Below are 23,480 nucleotides of genomic sequence, written 5' to 3'. Positions count from 1 at the left end.
TGTTGGACCCGCAAGAACCCCGCACTCAACGGGATGCTGGGAGAGGTCAGGAGACCGGGGCGGCGGGGGCCGCCGGCCGCTCCACCTTGGTGCTCCCGAAGTCGAGGCGCTGGTCGCGCACCGCGTCGTACGTCGCCTTGATGGCGATCGACGAGCGGTCGTAGGTGCGCTGCGCGACGCGGACGAACAGGTAGTCCACGACGGTGAGCTGCGCGATGCGGCTCGACATGGCGCCCACGCGGAACTGCGTCTCGCGGGCGGTCGTCGCCAGGACGACGTCGGACACCAGGCCGATCGGGGCGTCGGGGAAGTTCGTGATCGCCGCCGTCAGGGCGCCGCGCTTGCGCGCGATCTCCAGGGCCTGGTTGGTCTCGCGGGTCTGACCCGAGTGCGAGACCGCCACGGCGACGTTGCCCGGCTCGAGCAGCGCCGACGACGCGAGCTGCTGGTGCGGGTCGGGGGAGCTGAACACGAAGACGCCGATGCGCTGGAGCTTCATCGCGAGGTCGGCCGCGGCGAGGTTGGACGAGCCGACGCCGTAGACGTCGACCCGCTTGGCCTCGGAGATCGCCGTGGCGACCCGCTCGATCGCGTCCGTGTCGATCATCCGGGCGGTCTCTTCGATGGTGCGCGCCTCGTGGAACGCGATCTTGGAGACGACGGCCTCGATGTCGTCGGTCTGGTTGATCTCGCCCTCGGCGATGCCGGACCGCTCCATCTCGACCTCGCGGCGGCTCGTCGCCTGCGCCAGGTCGATCCTGAACTCGGGGTAGCCGGCGTAGCCGACGGCGCGACAGAACCGCACGACCGTGGCCTGTGACGTGTCCGCGTGCCCGGCGAGCTCGGTGATGGTCGACTGGACGACGGTGTTCGGGTCGTCGAGGACCGTCTGCGCGACTCTCGCCTCTGCCGGTCGAAGTGTCGGCAGTGCGCGCCTGAGTCGGACGAGGACGTCACCTGTCATGTCGCATCTCCCGGGATGGTGTGGTGAGGCTGGGTCGAGAACATACACCCGTACCGGGGCACCGGGCACAGCACGTCGGTGAAGGGCCGCGCGGGCGAACTGCCGTCAATCACGCAGCTCGTCACCCGGCAGGTCGGTCGCGGAGAGCTGGGCGGTGAGGATGTCCTTGCCGCCCACGTCCTCCGGGGTGTCCCGGCTGGTGTGGTGGCCGTCGACGCGGATGGTGAGCCACGGCCGGAACCCGGTCACGGAGTGCGGGGACTCGCGCAGCCGTCGGGCAAGGTGCAGCGCGCCGTCGAGCGGCGAGCCGCCGCTGGGCACCAGCGAGACGTCCGGGCGGTCCTCCGAGAGGTGCTTGGTGAGGGACACCGTGAGCGGCGACTCCTCCTGCACCAGGCGACCGGTCGTTGAGGCCAGCGGCGGGATGTCCCGGCCCAGCGCGCTCGCGAGCGTGTCGGCGAGGTGCCGGCCAGCCTCCTCGAGGATGCGGATCGACGTCTCGTCGCCCTCGCCCGCGGCGATCATCACCTCGGGGGCCATCGACGCGAGCTGCTTGGCGCGCTCGGCGTTCTTGTAGAACTGGTTGGGCCAGCTCTCGATCAGGCCGAACTTGGCGACCGCGGCCTCGAGCAGGCGCTTGGAGGCGCCCCGGCTCGCGCCGTCGTGGTAGCGACCGGCGGCGCGCAGAGCCTCGCCGCCGACCCAGACGCCCGCGCCCAGGTCGCCGAGCAGGTGTCCCCAGCCGTCCGCGCGGCGCCAGCGGTTCACGCCGTCGTAGCCGAACGCCACGGCGCCGGTACCGACCGACAGCACGGCTCCGGCGCGCCCGCGCAGGGCGCCGAGGTGGGCGGTGAGCGCGTCACCCGCGACGGCGGTGCGGTTGGTCCGCAGCTCGCGCGCCAGGATGTCGTGGACCTCGAGCGGCTTCTCGACCAGCGAGGTCAGGCCGGTGATACCGACTGCCGCGGAGGAGACGGGCGCTGTGCTGCCGTCGCTCATGCCGTGGTGCCCCATGCGGGCGGCCCACGCGTTGAACGACTGGCAGAGGGAGGCGACGACGGCCGAGGCGTCGCTGCCGTGGTGGTTCACCTTGACGGCGCGACCGCTGAGGCTGATGCGCTCGGGGTTCACGGAGTTGCCGAACTCTGCGACGAGGCGCGAGCCACTGCCGCCTACGTCGAGAGCAACGACCCAGGCGTCAACGGCCTCGACCGCCACTCCATCAATTCCCTGTGAGTGTTCCGACACCAGGTCATTCTGACATGAAACCAGGGCAAGGTTGTCTAAAGAGAAGAGGAAATTCTGGTCTGTTCTGCTGCCCCTTCTGCCCAAATATCGGACGTGCCCGACGTCGGACCCCACCTTCCGTACCCAAGGCGAGTTCCGACGCCGGACACCACAGGCACCGTCGCCTACTGTGAACACGTGCGAGGAGAGTTCAAGGTTCCACTCGGAAAGCTGGTTCGTGTCGAGACCGAGGTCGTGGCGGACGGGTCCGCCGGGCCTGCTGCACCCGGTGCTGCACCCACTGCCACACCCGCTGCCGGGCCGGGCGGGCAGGCCGCCCCGCCGGGGCGCCTGACGGGCACCCGCGTGAGCGGGGACTTCTTCCTCGAGCCCGACGAGGCGCTGGAGGCCATGGGCGCCGCCCTCGACGGGATGCCCGCCGACGCCTCCAAGGCGCAGCTCGCCGAGGCGGTGCGGACGGCGCTGGACGGCGCCACCGCCGTGGGCTTCGACGCCGACGCCGTGGCGGTCGCCACCCGGCGCGCGCTCGGCCACGCGACGGCCTGGGAGGACCACGAGTTCCAGGTGATCCGCACCCCCGCGGTCTCGCCGCTGCTCAACGTCGCGCTGGACCAGGTGCTCACCGAGGAGCTCGGCGCCGGGCGGCGCGGGCCGACCCTCCGGTTCTGGGAGTGGGACGAGTCCGCGGTGATCATCGGGTCGTTCCAGTCGCTGCGCAACGAGGTGGACTCCGAGGGCGCCGCGCGGCACGGGGCCCGCGTGATCAGGCGGATCTCGGGGGGTGGGGCCATGTTCATGGAGCCCGGCAACACCATCTGCTACTCGCTCTACGTGCCCGGCTCGCTCGTGGACGGGTTGAGCTTCGAGCGCTCCTACGCGTTCCTCGACGACTGGGTGATCGGCGCCCTGCACGGCCTCGGCATCGACGCCTCGTACGTGCCCCTCAACGACATCGCCTCGCCCGCCGGCAAGATCGCCGGCGCCGCCCAGAAGCGGCTCGCCGGGGGCGCCGTCCTGCACCACGCGACCATGGCCTACGACATGGACGCCGACAAGATGACCGACGTGCTGCGCATCGGGCGCGAGAAGCTCAGCGACAAGGGCACGCGCTCCGCCAACAAGCGCGTGGACCCGCTGCGGTCGCAGACGGGGCTGACCCGCGCCGAGGTCCTCGACGCGCTGGAGGCGTCGTTCCGCGAGCGCTACCGCACCGTGCCGGGGGAGATCACGGCCGACGAGTGGGCGCAGGCCCGGACCCTGGTGGAGACCAAGTTCGGCACGCCGGAATGGACCGCGCGCGTTCCCTGAGTGGGCTGAGTGTGTCCTTGCGGAGCGGGTGAAAGAGGGCGTGCCATGATGGGCAATCACGGTTTGGTAACACCCCTAGCAGATGTTTCACCCGGTCAGTAATCTCCACGCAATGCCGCGTATTGGGAAGTTCATTTCTCAGAAATAACATCTGGCTACTCTCGCGGCCCTCAGCAAGTCCAGCGGAAGGAAGCCGAAACGATGACTCGAGCGATGCGACGGCCCCTGGTGGCGGCCACCGGAGCACTGCTTCTCGCGGCCACGACGACCGCCTGCGGCAGCGGTGGCGGCGAGGGCGAGGGGGACGGCACCCTCAGCGTCTGGATCATGCAGGGCACCAACCCGGACGCCGAGGACTTCTTCGCCGACGTCTCGACCGCCTTCGAGGAGGAGACGGGCGCGACGCTCGACGTCGAGTTCGTCGAGTGGGCCGACGCCCACGACCGGTTCGTCACCTCCATCGCCGGCGGCACCACCCCGGACGTCGCCGAGACCGGCACCACCTGGACCCCCGAGTTCGCCGACGCCGGGGCGCTCGCCCCGCTCGACGAGTACGTGGACGGCGCCGGCGTGACCGACGACCTGGTCGAGGGCCTGGTCGACGCCGGTACGTACGACGAGCAGCTCTACGGCATGCCCTGGTACGCCGGCGTGCGCTCGCTGGTCTACAACACGGAGATGTTCGAGCAGGCCGGCGTCGAGCCGCCCACCACGTGGGCCGAGCTGGAGGACGCCGCGGCGGCGCTCAAGGAGGAGTACCCCGACAAGATCGCCGTCGCCGTGCCGGGTGACGCCGAGTTCACGGTCTACCCGTGGGTCTGGGCCGCTGGCGGCGAGGTCGCCGCGCTGGACGGCGACACCTGGACCTCGGGCCTCGACAGCCCCGAGGCGCAGGAGGGCATCGGGTTCTGGACCGGCCTGGCCACCGAGGGCGGGTACTCCTCCAGCGGCGCCACCACCTGGCGCGAGACCGACGTGCTCGACTCGTTCGCCGCGGGCGACGTCGGCATGGCCGTCATGGGGTCGTGGACCCCGGGTGCGATCGTCGAGGCCAACCCCGACATGGAGGGCAAGTTCGCCGCCGTGCCGATCCCGGGCCAGGACGGCGGCATCGCCCCGTCGGTGCTGGGCGGCTCGCACCTGAGCATGTTCGAGACGGCCAACGACAAGGACCTCGCCTGGACGTTCGTCGAGATGATGACCACCGGCGAGTTCGCGCAGCAGTGGGCCGAGCAGTCCGGGTACTTCCCCGGCCAGGTGTCGCTGCTGGACGAGACCCTGGCGAGCACCGACCCGCTGGTGGCCCCGTTCGCCCAGCAGTTCGTGGACGGCGGCGCGTCCGTGCCGGCCGCGCCCACCTACGGCGCGGTCCAGGCCAAGCTCACCACCAGCACGATGATGCAGTCGATCCTCTCCGGGGAGTCGGACGTCGCCACGGCGTCGTCCGCCGCGGCCGAGGAGATGACCACCATCCTGAACGGCGCTGGATGACGGCGCCGGCTCCGCCCACCCCGCAGGCCCACGGGTCGGCCCCCGAGGGGGCCGGCTCGGGCGCAGGCCCGGTCGCCCGCTCCGTGGCCGGCGGGTGGACCGGCCGCGCCAGGGCCGCCGCCGTGCGGCCCTGGCTGCTGCTCGCGCCCGCCCTGCTCGTCCTGGCGGTGCTGCTGCTGTGGCCGCTCGTGCGGGTGTTCCTCTTCTCCCTGCAGGACTACGGCCTGCGGGAGATCACCACCGGCGAGCCCAACTGGATCGGCCTGGGCAACTACGCCGAGATCCTGGCGACGCCCGAGCTGTGGACGGTGGTGCTGCCCAACACGGTCGGGTTCGCCGTGCTGGCCGTGGCGGGCACCGTCGCGTTCGGTACGGCCGTCGCGGTGCTGCTCGCGTCGCTCGGCCCCTTCTGGCGCACCGTCACCTCCAGCGCGATCATGGCGGCCTGGGCCATGCCCGCCGTCACCGGTACGTATGTGTGGGTGTGGATCTTCGACGCCGACCGCGGGGTCTTCAACGACGTCCTGATGAGCCTCGGCCTGCTGGACGACCCGACCAACTGGTTCACCAACCGCTGGACGTTCTACGCGATCGTGCTGCTCAACGTGATCCACCACGGCTTCCCATTCGTCGCGATCACCGTGCTCGCCGGGCTGCTCGGCGTGCCGAAGGAGATGCTGGAGGCCGCCGAGATGGACGGCGCCGGGTCGTTCCGCCGGTTCTTCTCGATCATCGTGCCGCAGCTCCGCCAGGTGTTCGCCGTCGTGATCATCCTGTCGACCATCTGGGACTTCAAGGTGTTCGCGCAGGTGTACCTGATGCCCGGCGGCGCCGGGTCCAACCGGTCCGTGCTCAACCTTGGCGTGTGGTCCTACGTCGAGTCGTTCGGGCAGAACAGGTACGGGTTCGGCTCCGCGATCGCCGTGCTGCTGACGGTGCTGCTGCTCGTGGTCACCGCCGTCTACGTCCGTACCGTCCTGGCGGAGGAGGAACGATGAGCGCGCGCCGGTCGCCCCTGCGCCAGCTCGGCAAGGGCGTGCTCGTGGCCCTGCTGCTGATCTTCACGCTGTTCCCCGTCTACTGGATGCTGAACAGCTCGCTCGACGCGCAGGCCGGGCACACCAACAGCTTCTGGCCCTCCGAGCCGACGCTGGAGCACTACGTGTTCGTGCTCACCGAGGGCGGGTTCGGCACCTTCCTGCGCAACTCCCTGCTCGTGGCGCTCGGCACGGTGCTCGTCTCGTCAGCGCTCGCGCTGCTCGCGTCCGTCGCGGTGGCCCGCTTCCGGTTCCGGATGCGCACCCAGATCCTGATGATGGTGCTCATCGTGCAGATGGTGCCGCTCGAGGCGCTCGTCATCCCGCTGTTCGTGCAGGTCCGCGACCTCCAGCTGCTGGAGACGCTGACCGGGCTGATCGTCGTCTACGTCGCCCTGGCCGTGCCGTTCGGCATCTGGATGCTGCGCGGGTTCGTCGCGGCGGTCCCGGTCGAGCTGGAGGAAGCCGCGTACCTCGACGGCGCGAGCTGGGGCCGCATGTTCTGGTCGGTGCTGCTGCCGCTCGTGGCGCCCGGGCTGGTCGCGACCAGCATCTTCGGGTTCATCACCGCGTGGAACGAGTTCATCTTCGCGATGACGATGCTCGGCGGCGCATCCGAGAACTACACCGTGGCGATCGGCCTGCGCTCGTTCTTCGGCGTCCACTCCAACGACTGGGGCGCGATCATGGCGGCGTCGACCATCATCACGGTGCCCGTGATGATCTTCTTCGTCCTGGTCCAGCGCCGCCTCGCCTCGGGCCTCACCTCCGGGGCCGTGAAGGAATGACCGACGCGCCGACGGCGGGGGCGGACGCCGGTCCGCAAGCGGGGCCGGAAGCAGGGCCGCAGGCCGGGCCCGGTCGCACGGAACGCGCCGTCAACGGCGTGCTCCTGCCGGGGTTCGAGAACGCCGTCGGGCCTGACGGTGTTCGGCCTGACGGCGTCGGGCCCGACGGCGCCGGCGTGCCGGACTGGCTGGCCGACGCCGCCCGGGCCGGCCTCGCCGGCGTCGTCTACTTCGCGCGCAACACGCCCGACGTCGCCACCACCGCCGCGCTGTCGGCGGCGCTGCACGAGATCTCGCCCGACCTGGTGATCGCCGTCGACGAGGAGGGCGGCGACGTGTCCCGGCTGGAGGCGGCCGACGGTTCGTCGCTGCCCGGGGCCGCGGCCCTCGGCGTCCTGCCGGGCGGCGCCATCTCGCTGGACGCGGGCCGTGCGCTGGGCCGCGTGCTCGCCGCCACCGGTATCGACCTGCTCCTCGGGCCCGTGCTCGACGTCGTCTCCGAGCCCGAGAACCCCGTCATCGGGGTACGGGCCTTCGGCACCACGCCCGACGTCGTCGCCCGCCACGGCATCGCGTTCGCCCGCGGGGTGCGCAGCGCCGGCGTCGGCGTGTGCGGCAAGCACTTCCCGGGGCACGGCGCCACCACCGTGGACTCCCACGTGGGCCTCCCGGTCGTGGACCAGCCGCTCGACGTCGTCCGGGCGCGCGACCTCGTCCCGTTCGCGCGGGCCCTGTGCCCGGAGGGCGTGCCCGACCCGGGCCAGGCTGTGCGTGACCAGGGGGCGCCTGACCAGGTCGTGCGTGCCCAGGCTGTGCGTGCTGAGGCTGTGCGTGCCCAGGCCACGCCGAACCAGGTCGTGCGGGCTCAAACTGTGCGGGATCAGTCGCGGCTCGACGCGGTGATGACCGCCCACGTGCTGTTCCCCGCCGTCGGGCCGGCGCCCGCGTCCGTCGAGCCCGCGGCGACCCGACTGCTGCGCGAGCTGGGCCACGACGGCCCGATCATCACCGACGCCCTCGACATGGGCGCCTTGCGGCAGCTCACCGGCTCGGTGGGCGAGGCCGCCGTCCGCGCCGTCGAGGCCGGCGCCGACCTGCTCTGCCTCGGCCTCGACCCCGCCCTCTACACCGAGGCGTACGACACCCTGAGCCGGGCCGTGGCATCGGGCCGAGTCCGGGTCGAGAGGCTGGAGGAGTCCGGCGCACGCACCCGGGCCCTCGTGGCCGCCGTCCGCGACCGGCGGTCGGTCGTGGGCGCGGTGACCGACGCGGCCGTCGCGCAGCAGGCGCTCGCGGAGCTGGCCGACCTGGGCGCGGCCATCGCGGACGCCGTCGTGCACGCGCGGGGGCACCTGGTGCCGCTCGCCCCGGATGCCGCGCCCGACGTCGTCGACCTGCGCCTCCGGCTGGACCACGCCGCGGGCCGGACGGCGCGTCACGTCCAGACCGCGATCGCCGAGGCTTGGCCTGGATCGAGGGACTGGCCTGGATCGAGAGACTTCCCCGAGGCACTGTCGAGCGGGCTCGGACTGGACGATGATGGACTTGCAGTGCTTATTGCCCGATTCACCCGGTACGGTGTATCGGCGGATCTCGACAGAATCGGTACCGAACGTGGCGCAGAATTTCCTGACGACGCTCCGCGCGAGGCCGAGCCGCTCGTCGTGATCACCCGTGAGCCCGTCCCGGGTTCGGCCGAACGAGCCCGGCTGGAGCAGCTCTGGGCGGTGCGCCCGGACCTGGTGGTGGTGCACACGGGGCTGCCCGGACCGGTCGAGGACTGGTTCGGGACGCTGAGCGGTGGTGGCCCGGCGGTCGTGGTGGCGTGCGGTACGGGTCGGGCGAACGCCGCGGCGGCCGTCGAACGGCTCCGGGGCGTGGCAGCGGGCACGAGAGCAGAACACCGAGAACCCCGGCAGTGATGAGCAGTCATGAGCGATGACCAGCAGTTGTCTGACCAGCAGTTAGATGTGCAGCAAGAAGTCCATGAGCACAGCGCAAGCAGAACGAAGGGGGCTCGCTGATGATCGCCGAGGCGGGATTCGAACGGCACGCACAGTCGGCGCCGCGCCCGGTCTCACCCACCGAGGAGCGCAACCCGCGCACCCGTGACATCGACGTGGTCTCCACGGCGGACATGGTGCGCATGATCACCGACGAGGACGCCGCCGTCATCGCCGCGGTACGCGCGGCACACCCGCGCATCGTCGAGGCGATCGACCTGGCGGTGGAAGGTATCCGCGCGGGCGGGCGGGTGCACTACGTCGGGTCGGGCACGTCGGGCCGCATGGGCCTGCTCGACGCCGCGGAGCTCCTGCCCACGTACGGCGTGGGCGAGGAGATGTTCGTCCCGCACCTCGCGGGCGGGCTGGGCGCCTTCAAGAAGGCGGCCGAGGGCGCCGAGGACGACGTCGAGGCCGGCGCCGCGCTCGTGTCCGACGTCGGGCCGGCCGACGTCGTGTTCGGGATCGCCGCCAGCGGCAACACCCCGTACGTCGGGGGAGCGCTCGACATGGGCCGCTCCCGCGGGGCGCGGACCGTGCTGCTCGCGTCGAACCCGTTCGCCGCCCTGGCACCCAAGGCCGACGTACCGATCCTGGTGAACACCGGGCCGGAGGCCATCACGGGGTCCACCCGCATGAAGGCGGGCACCGCCCAGAAGATGGTCCTGAACACCTTCTCCACCGCGGTGATGGTGCGGCTCGGCAAGACCTACTCGAACCTCATGGTCGAGGTGCTCGCGACCAACGAGAAGCTGCGCAAGCGGCTGGTGCGCCTGCTCACGCAGGCCACCGACCTGGAGGCCGACGTGTGCGCGAACGCGCTCGCGGCGACCGACGGCGACCTGCGGGCAGCCCTCGTGATGCTCGTGGCGGGCGTCGACCGGTCCGCGGCGGTCGCGGCGCTGGCCGTCGAGCCGGGCCGGTTCACCGGGCCGTCGGTCCGCGAGGCGCTGGCGAGGCTGGGCATCGAGCCGGCCTGACCAGCTCCGTCAGCAAGGTGTGAGTTCGGCAGTACGAAGCAGGGTCGGCAGTTCGCGGTGAGGTAGGCAGTTCGCATCGAGGTCGGCAGTACGCATTGAGATCGGCACAGGTCTGTGCCGATCTCAATGCAAACTAACGAACTCGCTGCCTGACCGGCCGGATCAGGAGGTCAGGCCGCGACCGGGCGGCGGGAGCCCGCCTCGCGGACGTCGGCCGCGAGCTTCGCGACCAGAACGTCGCCGCCCTTGGTGAGCTGCTGCCCGCGCTCGGAGAAGCCGAGCCTGCCGTGGAAGCGCATCGACCCGGGGTTCGGCGGGTCGAGGTTCACCTCGCAGGTGACGACGTCGTGGCCCGCGGTGCGGGCGGCGTCGAACACGGCGTCGTAGAAGAGCTGGCCGATGCCGCGGCCCCGGGCGCCCTCGCCCACGACGATGCGGTCCACGTACAGGTGGTCCAGCCCGCGCTCCTCGAACCAGGCGTAGTTCTCGCCCTCCCAGTCCTCGCCGCCCTCGAGCGCGACGACGAAGCCGAGCGGTCGCGCGGGCGTCTCCGCGTCGACGGCCACCAGGGCGAGGGATGCGGCGCCGAGCAGCTCGGACATGTCGTCGGCCGGGGTGTCCGGGACGGCGGGGATCGCTGCGTTGTTCAGGCTCACCAGCTCAGAGATGTCGGCGTCAGTGGCGGGTCGCAGCACGGTGACAGTGGACATGGCTCTATCACTCCAAGGAGTACGCAGGGGAGTCGGGGACCCGAAGACATTAGCCGCCGGGCCCCACGCACGTCTGTGACCTGGGTCAAAGAGTGGTGGCGGTCACTGGCCCTGCCGTCTTCGGGCTCTGCGGGGTGCGCTCAGGGCGCGGCGCGCGGGCCGAAGACCGCCGTGCCCACCCGGACGATCGTCGCGCCCTCCGCGATCGCGAGCTCCAGGTCGCCGGTCATGCCCATCGACAGCTCGGTCGCGGTGCCCGTCCCGGGTGCGCCCGACGCGAGGACCTCGTCCCGGACGGCACGCAGCCGCGCGAACCCCGCACGGACACCTCGCTCCGACGTGTCCGCCAGCCGCGCGCCGATCGTCATGAACCCGGTCAGGCGCAGCCCCGGCAGGGCGGCGACGGCGGCGGCGAGCTCGGCGGCGGCGTCGGGCCCGACGCCGGACTTGCTCTCCTCGCCCGTGACGTTGACCTGCACCATCACGTCCAGGGCCTGGCTGCCGGTGCGGTCGTCGCGCACGCAGCGGTCGGAAATCGCCCGCGCGAGGTCGAGCGAGTCGAGCGTCTCCAGGCCCGTGGCCGTGGCCAGCACCTGGTTGATCTTGTTGCGCTGCAGGTGACCGATCATGTGGACGGCCAGCGTGCCGTCCGCGACCCGGTCGGCCACCGCGGGCGCCTTGGCGACGAGCTCCTGCACCCGGTTCTCGCCGATCAGGTCGACGCCCGCGGCCAGCGCCTCGAGCACGGCGTCCGCCGTCTGCGTCTTGGTCGCGACCAGCAGCCGCACCTCGTCCGGGCCGCGCCCGGCGGCGTCGGCGGCCGCGGCGATGCGGCCCCGGACGACGGCGAGCCGGCCGGCGACCGAGCCGGGCGACTGCTGGGCGGCGTTGGGCTGGACCTGGTCGGGCTGGGTCTGGTCGGGCACGGGCCGAGTCTATTTCGGCGTGCCGGGGCAGACGGACGTCGGCAGACTGGACGGAGGGCGCAGCCTGCGGAACCGGTGTTCAGGGTCGGATCAGGGAGGTGCCTGGTTCCGTGACCTGCTGCTCTACGGAAGGATGGGTCCCATGAGAACGCTGCTGAACATCATCTGGGTCATCTTCGCGGGGTTCGGGCTGTGGCTCGGGTACATGCTCGCGGGGATCATCTGCTGCCTGCTCATCGTCACCATCCCGTTCGGCGTCGCGTCCTTCCGCATCGCGGGGTACGCCCTGTGGCCGTTCGGGCGCGAGGTCGTCGAGAGCCCGCGCTCCGGCATCTTCTCCCTGATCGGCAACGTGATCTGGGTGATCGTGGCCGGCTGGTGGCTCGCGCTGGGCCACGTCGTCACCGCGATCCCGCTGGTGATCTCGATCATCGGCATCCCGATGGCCTGGGCGAACCTCAAGCTCATTCCCGTCTCGCTCATGCCGCTCGGCAAGCAGATCGTCCCCAGCGACGCCCTGCTGCCGACCTACCGCAAGCAGGTCGCCGCGTCCTGACGGGCTGCTCGCGAAGGACTAGTCGCGGGCGATCGGGGCCGTCGTCCCGCCCGTGAGCGTCAGCAGGTCGGCCGGTGCGAGGCCCACGTCGAGCCCGCGCCGGCCGCCCGACACGTAGACGACGTCGAACGCTTCGGCGGACTCGTCCAGCACCGTCGTGTGCCGGGCCTTCTGCCCCAGTGGCGAGATGCCGCCCACCACGTACCCGGTCGCGCGCTCGGCGGCCGCGGGCTCGGCCATCGCCGCCTTCTTGCCGCCCGCCGCGCGGGCCAGGGCCTTGAGGTCGAGCTTGCGGTCCACGGGCACGATGCCCACGACGAGCTTCCCGTCGACGTCGGCCAGCAGCGTCTTGAACACCTGCGGCGCGTCGACGCCGATCGCCTCCGCGGCCTCCATGCCGTAGCTCAGCTCGCTCGACGGGTCGTGCTCGTAGGGGTGCAGCGTGTGCGCCGTACCGGACTTCTCCAGCGCGACGACGGCGGGCGTCCCGTGGCTGGCGCGGGCGGACTTCGAGTTCTTGGCCACGACGCGATTGTGCCGTGCGGGCCGGGTCGCGGCGCAACGGTTTTGCGGTGCGGACGACGTCGTCGGGCCGGGCGGGGCTGCGCCGTCGGACGGGGCTGCGCCGTCGGGCGGGGCGCCGTCGTCGGACGGGGCGCCGGACCGAATCCCCGGGAGTCCGGTCGGAAACTACGTGGCTAGCGTAGGGGGCGTGCTTGCCCTCCTCGTCCTCGCCATCCTCGTCGGGGGCTCCCTGCAACGCGTGGCGGGGATGGGCTTCGGACTCGTCGCCGGGCCGTTCATCGTGCTCCTGATCGGCCCGATCGAGGGCGTCATGTTCGTCAACCTCGTGGGGGCGCTGATGGCGCTGCTCGTGCTCGGGCGCACGATCCGGCACGTGAACTGGCGTCGCTACGGCTGGCTGGTGAGCGCGTCCGTGGCGGTCAGCGTGCCGGCGGCGCTGGTCATCCGGGAGGCGAGCGCGTCGGCCCTGGAGATCGGGGTGGGCGGCGTCGTCGTGGTCGCGATGACGCTCGCGCTGGTGACCTCGCGGCTGCGGGGCGCGGAGCGGCCGTTCGCGCCGGAGGCCCGGCTGCCGCTGCTCGTCACGGGTGCCGCGGCCGGTTTCGGCAGCGTGGCCGCCGGGATCGGGGGCCCGCCCATCGCCGTCTACTCCGTGCTCGACCGCTGGGACCCCCGCGACTTCGCGGCCACCGCCCAGCCCATCTTCCTCACCAACGCGATCGCCGCGATGACGGCCAAGCTCCTGGTCGCCGACGTCACGTTCCCCGGCTTCGCCGTCTGGGAGTGGGTGGCCGTCGGCGTCGCGCTCGTGGCCTCCATCGGGCTGGGCGAGCTGCTCGTCGGACGGATCTCGGCGAGCGCCACGCGCAAGGTGCTCGTGACGCTCGCCTACATCGGTGGGTTCGCGACGCTCGCCCGGGGCCTGCTCGGCCTGGCGGCCTGACCCACCCCGCACCTGTCCCACCCCGTACCTGTCCCACCTGCACCTGTCCCACCTGCACCTGTCCCACCCCGTACGTGTCAGACGTACAGGTCCCCGGGGGGACCTGTACGTCTGACAGGGCTTCTTGCGGCGGCTACTCGAGCGGGCCCAGGACCATCGACGGTTCGCCCGACGGCGCGAGCATGGCCGTGCCCAGGTTGCCCACGGTGCAGCTGCCGCTGCGCGGGTCGCCTGCGTTCCAGACCTGCCGCAGGCAGTTGCGCATCGCGAGCTGACCCCAGTAGCTCGGGTGCAGCGACTCCTGGACGTAGTACGGCGAGTCGCCGATGGTGCTGACCGTCCGGATCTGGTTGACCCACTCGGTCCGGTCGGCCGCGCCGGCCGACTGCCAGTTCGGCAGGCCGATCTCCTCGTACAGGCCGACGCCGCGCTCGCACAGCCGCTTGCCGTCGAACGCGTGCGTCATGTCGAGGGTGCGGACGTTCGGCAGCCCGACGTCGGCGGCCGCGCCCAGCAGCGCGCCGTTGATGGTGGGCAGGACCGTGGAGTTGGCCCAGTCGGCGTCCTGGTTCCACAGGCCGCAGCCGCCCGTGGACTGGCGGGTGTACCCGGACTCGGAGTAGCGGATGCCGGAGCCGTTCGGCACCGGCGACGGGTAGGTCTGGACCACGAGGGTCCACTGGCTGGTGTCGTACCCGGCGTTGCTCATCGCGGTCGCGACGTTGTCGAGCGCGGCCACCACCCGCGCCCGGACGGCGGCGACGTTCGAGGGCGTGAAGTTGGCCGTGACGGAGCTGTCGTCGTGGCAGTAGTTCTTCCACCAGGTCGGCGACGTGAGGAAGTTGACCACGCAGCTCTGCACGACGCTCGCGAACTCGAAGTCGTTCCCGCCGATCGAGACGACGACCATGCGGACGTTCCGGGTGGCGGCGGCCTCCTGGAGCATGCGGGCCTGGCCCTGGCCCGCGGAGCCCTCGTAGAAGTCGATGCCCGGCTTGAAGTTCGATCCGGTCGAGGTGGCGGTCGTGGCGCCGCTGCACGCGAGGTTGAGGCCCTCCACGCCACCGCCGATGTAGGCCTCGGCGGAGGAGGCGCGGTGGCAGCGCGGGATGGTCTCGCCCGTCCCGCCCGCGTTGTCGAAGTAGGCGGTCGGCCCGAGTGCGTCGGCCCGGTCCGAGTCGCTGTTGGAGGCGCCCGCCCAGCGGCCGGCCTCGCCGGAGATGTAGGAGTCGCCGAGGGTCACGACCCACGGTGTGCCGACGCCGGGGCCGTCGGTCGGGAGGGGCGCGGCGGTGGGAAGCGGGGCGGCGGTGGGGAGGGGCGCTGCGGTGGGGAGGGGCGCGGCGGCCGCGGGTGCGGCTGCGGCGACCGCGGCGGCGAGGCAGGTCGAGAGCAGCAGGGCGAGGGGCCGTCGGGCGAACGAGCGTCGGGTGAACGGGCGTCGATAGGGATGGGTGGAGCGGTCGGGCGAGGGCAGGTGCGTCGTCATTGGCACTCCTGTGTCCAGGCAGCGCTCGTGCGGCGCTGCTGACCGGATCTTCAATACCGGAGTTTATGGCACGGCCGAACTTGGGTAAATAGACGGTAAATCACCCGGGAAATCTTCCCGTGGCCGGTTGTGCCCGGCATGCGCACCGCCCGCCGTCCGAGGTGGACGGCGGGCGGCGGTTGGCAGGGCGTGGGTGGGTCAGCTAGATCTGCCCGGCTGGATCTGGCCGGCTAGATCTGGCCGACGGCGACCACCGTCAGCACGACCTCGCCCGCCTCGTCACTGGCCGCCAGGTCGATCCGGGCGGTGATGGCCCAGTCGCGGTTGCGGTCGGCGTCGTCGAGCACCTGCCGCACCCACCAGGTACCGGGCTCGACGCGGCCGGTCTCGCCGTCCTGCCCGCTGGTGCTGGTGCCGCTGGTGCCGCTGCTGCTGGGCAGCTCCGCGCCCGGCTCCAGGATCGTCAGCAGCGCGGCCGAGCGGGCCTCCGGGCCGATGCCGACGGCGTCGTCGCCCTGCTCCTCGAACAGCGGGTCGAGGGCGTCGCCCCAGGCGTCGGCGTCCCAGCCCTGGTCCAGCGACGCCAGCGCCGAGTAAGCCTCGCGCGCGACGAGCTCGACCCGGCGGAACATCGCGTTGCGGACCAGGCGCCGGAACGCACGGGGGTTGCCGGTCACGGGCCGCACGGGCGCCTCGGCCCCGGCGTCGGCCAGCTCGCCGTCCGTCACGAGGTCGGCATCGTCGTCCACAGGGTTCGCCAAGCGCTCCCACTCGTCGAGCAACGAGGAGTCCACGCCGCGCACGAGCTCGCCGAGCCACTCGATGATCTCCTGCACCTCTTCGGTGCGGTGCTCCTCGGGGACCACCTGGCGCACGGCCCGGAACGCGTCGGCGAGGTAGCGCAGCACCACGCCCTCGGTGCGCTCCAGCCCGTACACGCTCACGATCTCGGCGAACGTCATGGCCTTCTCGACCATGTCGCGCACCACGGACTTGGGCGACAGCTCGGCGTCCGCGACCCACGGGTTGGTGCGGCGGTAGGTCTGGAACGCGGGCTCCAGGAGGTCGGCCAGCGGCTTGGGCCACGTGACCTCCTCCAGCAGCTCCATGCGCTCCTCGTACTCCAGCCCCTCCGCCTTCATCGCGGCGACGGCCTCGCCGCGCGCCCGGTTCTGCTGGCCCATGAGCACCTGGCGTGGGTCGTCCAGGGTGGCCTCGATGACGGAGACGACGTCGAGCGCGTGCGTGGGGCTCTCGACGTCGAGCAGGTCCATGGCGGCGAGCGCGAACGGCGACAGCGGCTGGTTGAGCGCGAAGTCGCGGGGGAGGTCCACCATCAGGCGTGCGGACGGCCGCAGGCCGCCGTCGCCGTCGGGCACCCGGACCTTCTCCACGACGCCCGCGAGCCGCAGGGAGCGGTAGATGCGGAACGCCTGCCGCACATGCGCGGCCTGCTGCGTCTCCGAGTCGTGGTTGGCGGTCAGGAGGTGGCGCATGGCGTCGACGGGGTCGCCCGCGTCGGCGTGGGCCGCACCGCGCGCCGTGCCGTGGGCCGTGCCGCGCGCCAGGACGTTGAGCACCATCGCGTGGTTCACGCGGAACTGGGAGACCAGCGGCTCGGGATCGGCGTCGCGCAGGCGCTCGAAGGTGGCGTCGGTCCAGTTCACGGAGCCCGACGGCGCCTTCTTGCGGACGATCTTCTTGAGCTTCTTCGGGTCGTCGCCGGCCTTGGCCAGGATCTTGCGGTTCTCGATGACGTGCTCGGGCGCCATGACGAGCACCTCGCCCACCGTGTCGTACCCGGCGCGGCCCGCGCGCCCGGCGATCTGGTGGAACTCGCGGGCGCTGAGGTGGCGCATGCGTTCGCCGTCGAACTTCACGAGGCTGGTCAGGAGCACCGTGCGGATCGGCACGTTGATGCCGACGCCGAGGGTGTCGGTGCCGCAGACGACCTTGAGCAGGCCCTTCTGCGTCAGGCGCTCCACGAGGCGGCGGTACTTGGGCAGCATGCCCGCGTGGTGCACGCCCACGCCGTGCCGCAGGAACTTGCTGAGGATCTTGCCGAACCCGGTGCCGAACCGGAAGGCGCCCATCTCCGCGATGATCGCCTCCTTCTCCGACTTGCTGGAGACGTTCATCGACAGCAGGGACTGCGCGCGGTCCACGGCGTCCTTCTGCGTGAAGTGGACCACGTAGACCGGGGCGCGGTGCGTGGTCACCAGCTCCTGGATCACCTCGGTGAGCGGCTCCACCACGTACGAGAAGGTGAGCGGCACGGGGCGCTCGGCGCCCGCGACCTCGGCGACGGGCCGCCCGGTGCGCTCCTCGATGTCCTCGCGCAGGCGGGCGGTGTCGCCGAGCGTGGCGCTCATCAGGATGAACTGCGTGTTCGTGAGCTCCAGCAGCGGCACCTGCCACGCCCAGCCGCGCTGGGGGTCGCCGTAGTAGTGGAACTCGTCCATGACGACCTGGGCGATGGCCTCGTCGTCCGCGGCGGTGTCGCTCTCCTCCGCGGCGTCGCCGCGCCGCAGGGCGAGGTTCGCGAGGATCTCGGCGGTGCAGCAGATGATCGGGGCGTCCGGGTTGACGGCGGAGTCGCCCGTCATCATGCCGACGTTCTTCGAACCGAACGCGGCGACCAGGTCGAAGAACTTCTCGCTGACCAGCGCCTTGAGCGGGGCCGTGTAATAGGTGCGGCCACCGCGCCCGGAGCGGTGGGCGGCCAGCGCGGCGAACTGCGCGCCCATGGCGACCATCGACTTGCCGGAGCCCGTGGGCGTCGCGAGGACCACGTGGGACCCCGTCATGACCTCCAGGAGGGCCTCCTCCTGGTGCGGGTACAGCGCGCGCCCGCCCGCCGCGGCCCACTCGCCGAACTTCTCGAACAGGACGTCCGGGTCGGGGTCCTTGCCCGTGGGCGCGGGCAGGTAGGGAATCAGTGTCCCTGCGGGCTTCGGGGCGCCCGACGACGAGGCGGGCCGGTCGGTGGACGGGGGAGCGGTCGAGGTTGTCGACGTTGTCGAGGAGGGCGCGGTCATGGTGCTGCCCATTCTTGCAGGCGGGTCTGGCAGGCGGGGTGAAGCGTGGTGGCGGGGGTCGGTGTTGCCGGGGAAGTGGTCGGTGTTGCCCGGGCAGTGAGAGCCCCTCGTGCCGTGGTTGCACTGAGGGAGTGCGACCACAGGCGACCTTTTCGAAGGGTTGTGCACAGATCTGATTTCTGGACTCCACTGCGGACGTCTGTTCCCTACGGTGGGGGTCATCGATCAGGTTTCGGGATTGTTGTGGCCGAGGTGCGGAAGGGGGTGACGGCCGTGGTGGTCGAGGCGGAGCAGCGGGTGGGAACGGAATCCCCGCGCGGGTTGGTCGACGTCGTCGCCGACCTGGGCCGGATCGTCGACGAGCTCGTCGAGGTGGGCGGTCCGGCGGTGCTGGACGCGCAGGAACTGGCTGGTGCTGGTGCTGGTGCTGGTGCTGGTGCTGGTGGTGGTGGTGCCGGCGCCGGTGCCGTGGCGGATCGGCTGACGTCGCTGTCGCCGGCGATGCGTGCGGCGGTGCACCGGCTCGACGTCCTGCGCGTGTCGTGGCTGCCCAGGATCGAGGCACATGGCCTGTGGGCGACCGACGGATCACGGACCTTCCCGGCGTGGCTCGCCCGGCGGGAGCACGTGCGCTTCGGCACGGCGAGCCGCGACGTCAAAGCCGGACGGCGGCTCGCGGCGTACCTTCCGGCGACCCTCGCGGGGGCACTGGCCGGCCGCGTGGGGCCTGAGCAGGTGCGCGCGATGATCGACAAGGCGCCGACGTCGGACATGCGTGCCGAGGCGCTCGCCGAGGAGATCCTCGTGGACCCCGGCGTGACCGAGTTCGAGGTGATCGGGAGTGGCGGGCCCGGAGGCGACGACGGCTCCGGCGAAGGTGCTGCCGGTGATGGAGTTGGTGACGGCGGGCTTGATGACGGTGGGAATGGTGGCGGCGGAGTTGGTGACGGCGGTGAGACGAAGCGGAAGCGCAGGCTGCTGACGGGCGAGGAACTGCTCCTGACCCACGTCGACCTGAACACGCCGGACGGCTTCCGGCGCATCGTCGACCGGTTCGCCGACCAGGCGGACCCCGATGCCGACGAGCGCGGCTACCGGATCGCCAAGGAGCGCGAGCACCTCGAGCTGGCCCAGACACTGGGCGGGTTCCACATCAAGGGATTCCTCACCGACGAGCACGGCCACGCCCTGAGCGCTGCGCTCGGGTCGGTGATGGGCAAGCCCACCCCGGGCGACGACCGGACCCCGACCCAGCGCCGCGCGCAGGCGCTCGCGGACCTGGCGCGTACGGCGCTCGACAACGGCCGGACGGGTTCCGGGTCGGCGGTCCGACCGCAGATCAGCGTGCTGGTGTCGCTCAGTGAGATGGACCGGTTGGTCAAACGGTCGAGCCGCAGCGGAGGCGCGGGTGTGGGTACGGGCGCCGGGCCAGGATTGGCTGGTGCTGGTGCTGGTGCTGGTGCTGGTGCTGGTGCTGGTGCTGGTGCTGGTGCTGGTGCTGGTGCTGGTGCTGGTGCTGGTGGCTCAGCTCTGCCCTCGCCCGTGCGGTCGGGTGCGGCTTTCGACTCGGTCCCGCCCACACTGGTCGGGGACGGTCGGGACAGCGTCGTGCCGAGGAGCCTGTTCCGTCGGCTGGCCTGCGACAGCGCCGTGACGCGGGTGGTGTTCGGCCCGGACGGTGCGGTCCTCGACGTCGGACGGGCGCACCGGACGGTGACCGGCCAGATGCGCAGGGCGGTGATGGCTCGCGACCAGCACTGCGTCTATCCGTCGTGCGACCAGCCACCGTCGCGGTGCGAGGTCCACCACGCCGTCCGGCACTGGGCCGACGGTGGCGAGACCTCCGTGGCCAACGGCGCCCTGCTCTGTTACCACCACCACGACCTGGTCGACACGACCGGCGTCACGATGCGCTGGCGCGAGGGCGTCGGAGGATGGGCGTTCACGGACCGGCACGGCAGGACGATCGCCGATCCGGCGGCACCGGCCGATCCGGTGATGCTCGGTGATCCTGGCGGTGCTGGGTGACCCGGCCGACCTGGGTGACCCGGTGGTGCTGGTGGTGCTGGTGGCCGGGCGGTACCAGACGGCTCGGCGGCATCAGATGATTCGGCAGCAGGGTCGCCGCAGGTGCCTTCGTGACAGCCCGTCGGCTAGAGCGGGGTCGGCTGTGCGGGGTCCGGCTGCGCGAGATCCGGCTGCGTCAGATCCGGCAGGGTGAGACCCGGCTGCGCGAGATCCGGCTGGGTGAGATCCGGCTGGGTGGGATCCGACCGGGCCAGGTTCGGCCGTGCGGTGTTCGGCTCCATGGGCGTCGGCAGTGCGAGCCCCGGCTGTGCGGTGTTCGGCTGTGCGTCGTTCGACTGGACGGTGTTCGACTGGACGGGCGTCGGTCGAGTCGTCCCGGTGGGCTCCTCGTCGGCGGATCCGGGGTCGACCCGCTTCTCGCCCGCCTGGACCGCGATCACGCCCGCGAGGATCAGCACGCCACCGACCAGCTGGATGGGCTGCGGCAGCTCGCCCAGCAGCAGCCAGGCGAAACCGATGGCAGAGACGACCTCGAACAGCCCGACGAAGGAGGACAACCGGGGGCCGAGCAACCGCCCCGCGGCGATGCCGGCGACGTAGGCGAACGCGGCGGTGATGACGCCGAGGCCGACCACCGGCAGCCACCACGGCACGGCCGTTCCGGCGTAGACCGGCGACGTCGTGTTGTACTCCAGCGGCATGAGCCCGGTCACGCCGAGCAGGCCGAGCGCCACGGTCGCGGTCAGGAGGCCGCCGGCGGCCAGCGCGAGCGGCGGCAGACCGGTCTCGACGTTCGCGTTGATGACGAAATACGTGGACACCCCGAGCATCGCGACCAGGGCCCAGGCGATGCCCACCGGGTCGACGGCTGTCGCGCCCGGGGTGCCCGAGACGAGGTTCAGCACCAGTACGAGTCCCACGGCGGCGAGCAGCGTTCCGCCGATCGTGGCCGCCGTCGGACGTTGGCCGTGCCGGAGCCAGAACCAGAGGACCACGGCCGCTGGTGCCGTGTACTCGATGAGCAGCGCCGGGCTGACGGGCATGTGCTGCACCGCCGAGAAGTAGGCGAACTGGCAGCCCGCGACCGACACCGCCCCGTAGACCGCGATGAGCCCGAGGTTCTTGCGGACGGGGCGCCAGTCGCCGCGCAGGGACACGATGCCCAGAGGCAGCACGACCAGGGTCGCGATCGCCACGCGGACGAGGACCATGGCGCCAGGGCTCCACCCCGTGTCGAGGAGCCCGCTGGCGAACACCCCGGACAGGCTGAACGCCACGGCCGAGGCGCCGGCGAACACGAGGCCCAGGGTGAGGTGACGCGGCAGCCGAGTGCTCGGCTTGTTGGTGTCAGGTGTCACAGGGCCCATGGGTCCTGACGCTACGGGCGGGCGAGGTAATGTGTCAACGTGGTTTTCACTCATGACACCGAGGAATCGCTCCAGGCCGCCGTCGTGCTCGTGAACGCGAGCGAGCCCCCCGTCACGATCACCACCGTGGCGGACCTCGACGCGTTCTTCGCCGGGCAGGGCTACACCGGTCGGCACGACAGCACCCAGGTCGAGCTGGACGAGGTGCTGGGGCTGCAGCCGCGGCTGCGCGAGCTCCTCACCGCTGACCGGGACTCGGCTGTCGGGCTGGTGAACGACATGCTCGCGGCAGCCGGAGCCGTCCCGCAGCTCGTGCGGCACCCGCCGGCCGACTGGCACATCCACGCCGTGCCCAGCGACGCGCCGCTCGCGACGCGCATCCTGGTCGAGACGGCGATGGCGATGATCGACGTGATCCGGGACGACGAGCTGTCCCGCCTCGCGGTGTGCGCCGATGACGACTGCCAGGGGATCGTCCTGGACCTGTCCCGCAACCGCTCGCGCCGCTACTGCTCCACGACCTGCAGCAACCGCAACGCGCAGGCGGCCCACCGGGCGCGCCGCGCGGGTCAGTCCGCGACCGTGTAGCGGGAGCGGCCCGAGGCCATCGCGGCGATGATCGCGTCGGCTACCCCGGCGACGTCGTCCGGCAGGTCCGTCAGCACCACCCCGGGCGGGCTCGCGGCCCCCGGGTCCGACGTCGTCGCCCGGACGAAGTCGTCGTGCATGTGCCGGGCGGCGTCGAGGTCGGTGAACCCGTGGCCGATGCGGGTCTCGACGCGCTTCAAACAGGTCTCGACGGGCGGCAGCAGCACCACGTAGTCGATCACGTCGAGGCCGGTCAGCCGCGTGAAGGCGGGCAGGAACCACGGCCCGATCACGCCGTCGTACACCACGGCCATCCCACCGGCTGCGAAGCCGCCCGCGGAGGCCGCGGCGGCGCGGACCGTCGTGTCGTTCTGGGCGTGTGCCTCCGGCAGCCACGGCGGGATCATCCCGCGGCGCAGGAACCGGAAGAACGCGTCGCCCTCGACCAGGACGCTCGGCTCCCAGCGGTCGGCCAGGGCCTCGCACACCGTGGACTTGCCCGAGCCCGGCGGCCCCGTCACGACGAGCAGGCCGGGCCCAGGATCGTTCGCGCTCATCCGAGGTCCCACAGGAGGCGGTAGTAGGCGACCCGGTCGGGGTCCTCGTCGATCCCGTACCCCTCGTACACCAGGTGGTCGTAGCCGGAGCCGTAGTTCCATCCGAGGCTGTAGGTCGCGACGGCGAGGTCGGCCCAGCGGTCGCCGACGCCCAGACCGCCGAGGTCCACGTGCCCCGCCCAGGTGCCGTCGTCGGCGAGGAGGGTGTTGGGCGCGCAGGCGTCGCCGTGGCAGACGACGAGCCGGTCGTGCTCGGGCGCGTCAGCGAGACGCGCCCGGGTCTCGAGCGACCAGCCGTCGGCCGCGTGGCCGCGGGCCGCCCGGTCCTCGGCGACGGCGATCCGGTCCTCGACGCTCCAGGTCCAGGGGCACTCGTCGACCGGCAGGACGTCGTGGAGCGCCCGGAGCCCGGCGCCGATCGCCCGCGCTGCGGTCTCCGGCTCGGCCAGCCAGCGGGGGTCGACGGCGGAGCGTGCGGGCATCGCGGCCGTCACCAGCCACTTCGCCTCCTCGTCCGAACCCACGTCGAGCACGTGCGGCACCGGCGTGTACGGCGCCGCCCATCGCATCCGTGCGGCCTCGTTGGCCAGGTCCACACGTTCGGTCGTGGCGCGGTCCGAGTAGGGCATCCACTTCACGTAGTAGGCCGCTCGCGGCGTCGGTTCTGCCGCATCTGCCGCGTCCGCCGTGGGGTCGACCCGGAAGGTCAGGCCGCCCAGCTCGTTGCGCCAGGCCGGCGTGACGAGTCCGTCACCGGCGAGCTCGGAGACGACGTCAGGCACCGAGACGGCTTCGATGGGGATCGTCATGGAGCCACAGTGGCAGACCGGGCGCGGCATGCACGAGGTGAATTCCGTGCCGTGCGCGATGCTCCTCTGCTCGGAGCCTCTGTTGGGAGTGCTCCGTTCGGCGTCCTCCGAAAGATGTATGTGCG

Annotated in this window: 20 protein-coding genes; 10 read left to right on the top strand and 10 right to left on the bottom strand. The window is 71.8% G+C overall.

The genetic code is table 11. From position 1 onward, the window contains the following. Positions 1 to 46: 46 nt before the first annotated feature. Positions 47 to 964: a MurR/RpiR family transcriptional regulator gene (locus FHX71_RS18680; RefSeq protein ID WP_182619005.1), complete on the bottom strand. Its 918-nt coding sequence runs from the start codon at positions 962 to 964 to the stop codon at positions 47 to 49. A gap of 105 nt (positions 965 to 1,069) precedes the next feature. Then, positions 1,070 to 2,212 carry an N-acetylglucosamine kinase gene (locus tag FHX71_RS18675; protein ID WP_182619004.1) on the bottom strand — a complete coding sequence of 381 codons (1,143 nt, stop codon included), beginning with the start codon at positions 2,210 to 2,212 and terminating at the stop codon, positions 1,070 to 1,072. Between the two features lie 177 nt (positions 2,213 to 2,389). Here FHX71_RS18675 and FHX71_RS18670 point away from each other — a divergent pair, with 177 nt between their 5' ends. From FHX71_RS18670 to murQ, 6 genes are all read left to right on the top strand, one after another. Next, positions 2,390 to 3,520 (top strand): lipoate--protein ligase family protein, encoded by a 1,131-nt coding sequence (locus tag FHX71_RS18670; protein WP_220490197.1) that lies wholly within the window; start codon positions 2,390 to 2,392, stop codon positions 3,518 to 3,520. Between the two features lie 201 nt (positions 3,521 to 3,721). Beyond that, a complete protein-coding gene (locus FHX71_RS18665) occupies positions 3,722 to 5,011 on the top strand; it encodes a sugar ABC transporter substrate-binding protein (protein ID WP_246403331.1) in 1,290 nt (429 codons plus the stop codon). Further along, complete coding sequence (locus tag FHX71_RS18660) at positions 5,008 to 6,009, top strand: carbohydrate ABC transporter permease (protein WP_182619003.1); 1,002 nt, start codon at positions 5,008 to 5,010, stop codon at positions 6,007 to 6,009. The genes FHX71_RS18665 and FHX71_RS18660 overlap by 4 nt, the downstream gene beginning before the upstream one ends. Beyond that, positions 6,006 to 6,836, top strand: a complete 831-nt coding sequence (locus FHX71_RS18655; protein WP_182619002.1) for a carbohydrate ABC transporter permease — start codon at positions 6,006 to 6,008, stop codon at positions 6,834 to 6,836. The genes FHX71_RS18660 and FHX71_RS18655 overlap by 4 nt, the downstream gene beginning before the upstream one ends. After that, a complete protein-coding gene (locus tag FHX71_RS18650) occupies positions 6,833 to 8,758 on the top strand; it encodes a glycoside hydrolase family 3 N-terminal domain-containing protein (protein ID WP_182619001.1) in 1,926 nt (641 codons plus the stop codon). The genes FHX71_RS18655 and FHX71_RS18650 overlap by 4 nt, the downstream gene beginning before the upstream one ends. Positions 8,759 to 8,859: 101 nt before the next feature. Beyond that, on the top strand, positions 8,860 to 9,819 hold the full coding sequence (gene murQ / locus FHX71_RS18645; RefSeq protein WP_182619000.1) for an N-acetylmuramic acid 6-phosphate etherase: 960 nt from the start codon (positions 8,860 to 8,862) through the stop codon (positions 9,817 to 9,819). Between the two features lie 170 nt (positions 9,820 to 9,989). Here the strand turns inward: murQ and FHX71_RS18640 are convergent, their stop codons facing one another. Beyond that, positions 9,990 to 10,529 (bottom strand): GNAT family N-acetyltransferase, encoded by a 540-nt coding sequence (locus FHX71_RS18640; protein ID WP_182618999.1) that lies wholly within the window; start codon positions 10,527 to 10,529, stop codon positions 9,990 to 9,992. A 140-nt stretch (positions 10,530 to 10,669) separates the two neighbouring features. Then, positions 10,670 to 11,455, bottom strand: a complete 786-nt coding sequence (locus FHX71_RS18635; RefSeq protein ID WP_182618998.1) for a YggS family pyridoxal phosphate-dependent enzyme — start codon at positions 11,453 to 11,455, stop codon at positions 10,670 to 10,672. A 142-nt stretch (positions 11,456 to 11,597) separates the two neighbouring features. On the opposite strand from FHX71_RS18635, the gene FHX71_RS18630 reads away from it, so the two are divergent. Continuing rightward, entirely contained in the window at positions 11,598 to 12,011 is a 414-nt protein-coding gene (locus tag FHX71_RS18630) for a YccF domain-containing protein (RefSeq protein ID WP_182618997.1), read from the top strand. 18 nt (positions 12,012 to 12,029) lie between these two features. Here the strand turns inward: FHX71_RS18630 and ybaK are convergent, their stop codons facing one another. Then, positions 12,030 to 12,536, bottom strand: coding sequence for a Cys-tRNA(Pro) deacylase (gene ybaK / locus FHX71_RS18625; protein ID WP_182618996.1), 507 nt, complete (start codon positions 12,534 to 12,536; stop codon positions 12,030 to 12,032). Between the two features lie 187 nt (positions 12,537 to 12,723). On the opposite strand from ybaK, the gene FHX71_RS18620 reads away from it, so the two are divergent. Then, positions 12,724 to 13,479 carry a sulfite exporter TauE/SafE family protein gene (locus FHX71_RS18620; protein ID WP_182618995.1) on the top strand — a complete coding sequence of 252 codons (756 nt, stop codon included), beginning with the start codon at positions 12,724 to 12,726 and terminating at the stop codon, positions 13,477 to 13,479. 133 nt (positions 13,480 to 13,612) lie between these two features. On the opposite strand, the gene FHX71_RS18615 is transcribed toward FHX71_RS18620, so the two are convergent. Both FHX71_RS18615 and FHX71_RS18610 read right to left on the bottom strand, forming a co-directional pair. Beyond that, a complete protein-coding gene (locus FHX71_RS18615) occupies positions 13,613 to 14,968 on the bottom strand; it encodes an SGNH/GDSL hydrolase family protein (protein ID WP_182618994.1) in 1,356 nt (451 codons plus the stop codon). Between the two features lie 230 nt (positions 14,969 to 15,198). After that, a complete protein-coding gene (locus tag FHX71_RS18610) occupies positions 15,199 to 18,006 on the bottom strand; it encodes a DEAD/DEAH box helicase (RefSeq protein WP_246403329.1) in 2,808 nt (935 codons plus the stop codon). 264 nt (positions 18,007 to 18,270) lie between these two features. On the opposite strand from FHX71_RS18610, the gene FHX71_RS29425 reads away from it, so the two are divergent. Further along, positions 18,271 to 20,034, top strand: a complete 1,764-nt coding sequence (locus FHX71_RS29425) for an HNH endonuclease signature motif containing protein (RefSeq protein ID WP_312877117.1) — start codon at positions 18,271 to 18,273, stop codon at positions 20,032 to 20,034. Positions 20,035 to 20,159: 125 nt separating this feature from the next. On the opposite strand, the gene FHX71_RS18590 is transcribed toward FHX71_RS29425, so the two are convergent. Beyond that, entirely contained in the window at positions 20,160 to 21,401 is a 1,242-nt protein-coding gene (locus FHX71_RS18590) for a DMT family transporter (RefSeq protein WP_246403327.1), read from the bottom strand. 39 nt (positions 21,402 to 21,440) lie between these two features. Here FHX71_RS18590 and FHX71_RS18585 point away from each other — a divergent pair, with 39 nt between their 5' ends. Beyond that, positions 21,441 to 21,989 carry a CGNR zinc finger domain-containing protein gene (locus tag FHX71_RS18585; RefSeq protein ID WP_182618993.1) on the top strand — a complete coding sequence of 183 codons (549 nt, stop codon included), beginning with the start codon at positions 21,441 to 21,443 and terminating at the stop codon, positions 21,987 to 21,989. Here the strand turns inward: FHX71_RS18585 and FHX71_RS18580 are convergent. Together FHX71_RS18580 and FHX71_RS18575 are read right to left on the bottom strand one after the other, a co-directional pair. Then, complete coding sequence (locus FHX71_RS18580; protein WP_182618992.1) at positions 21,971 to 22,546, bottom strand: AAA family ATPase; 576 nt, start codon at positions 22,544 to 22,546, stop codon at positions 21,971 to 21,973. The two genes, FHX71_RS18585 and FHX71_RS18580, sit on opposite strands and share 19 nt — an antisense overlap. Then, complete coding sequence (locus tag FHX71_RS18575) at positions 22,543 to 23,355, bottom strand: aminoglycoside 3'-phosphotransferase (RefSeq protein ID WP_182618991.1); 813 nt, start codon at positions 23,353 to 23,355, stop codon at positions 22,543 to 22,545. The genes FHX71_RS18580 and FHX71_RS18575 overlap by 4 nt, the downstream gene beginning before the upstream one ends. Positions 23,356 to 23,480 lie beyond the last annotated feature (125 nt).

It is taken from the genome of Promicromonospora sukumoe (genome assembly GCF_014137995.1).
Taxonomy (GTDB): domain Bacteria; phylum Actinomycetota; class Actinomycetes; order Actinomycetales; family Cellulomonadaceae; genus Promicromonospora; species Promicromonospora sukumoe.
Note: the sequence above shows the minus strand (reverse complement) of the source record. Positions and strands in the feature narration are given on the sequence as shown.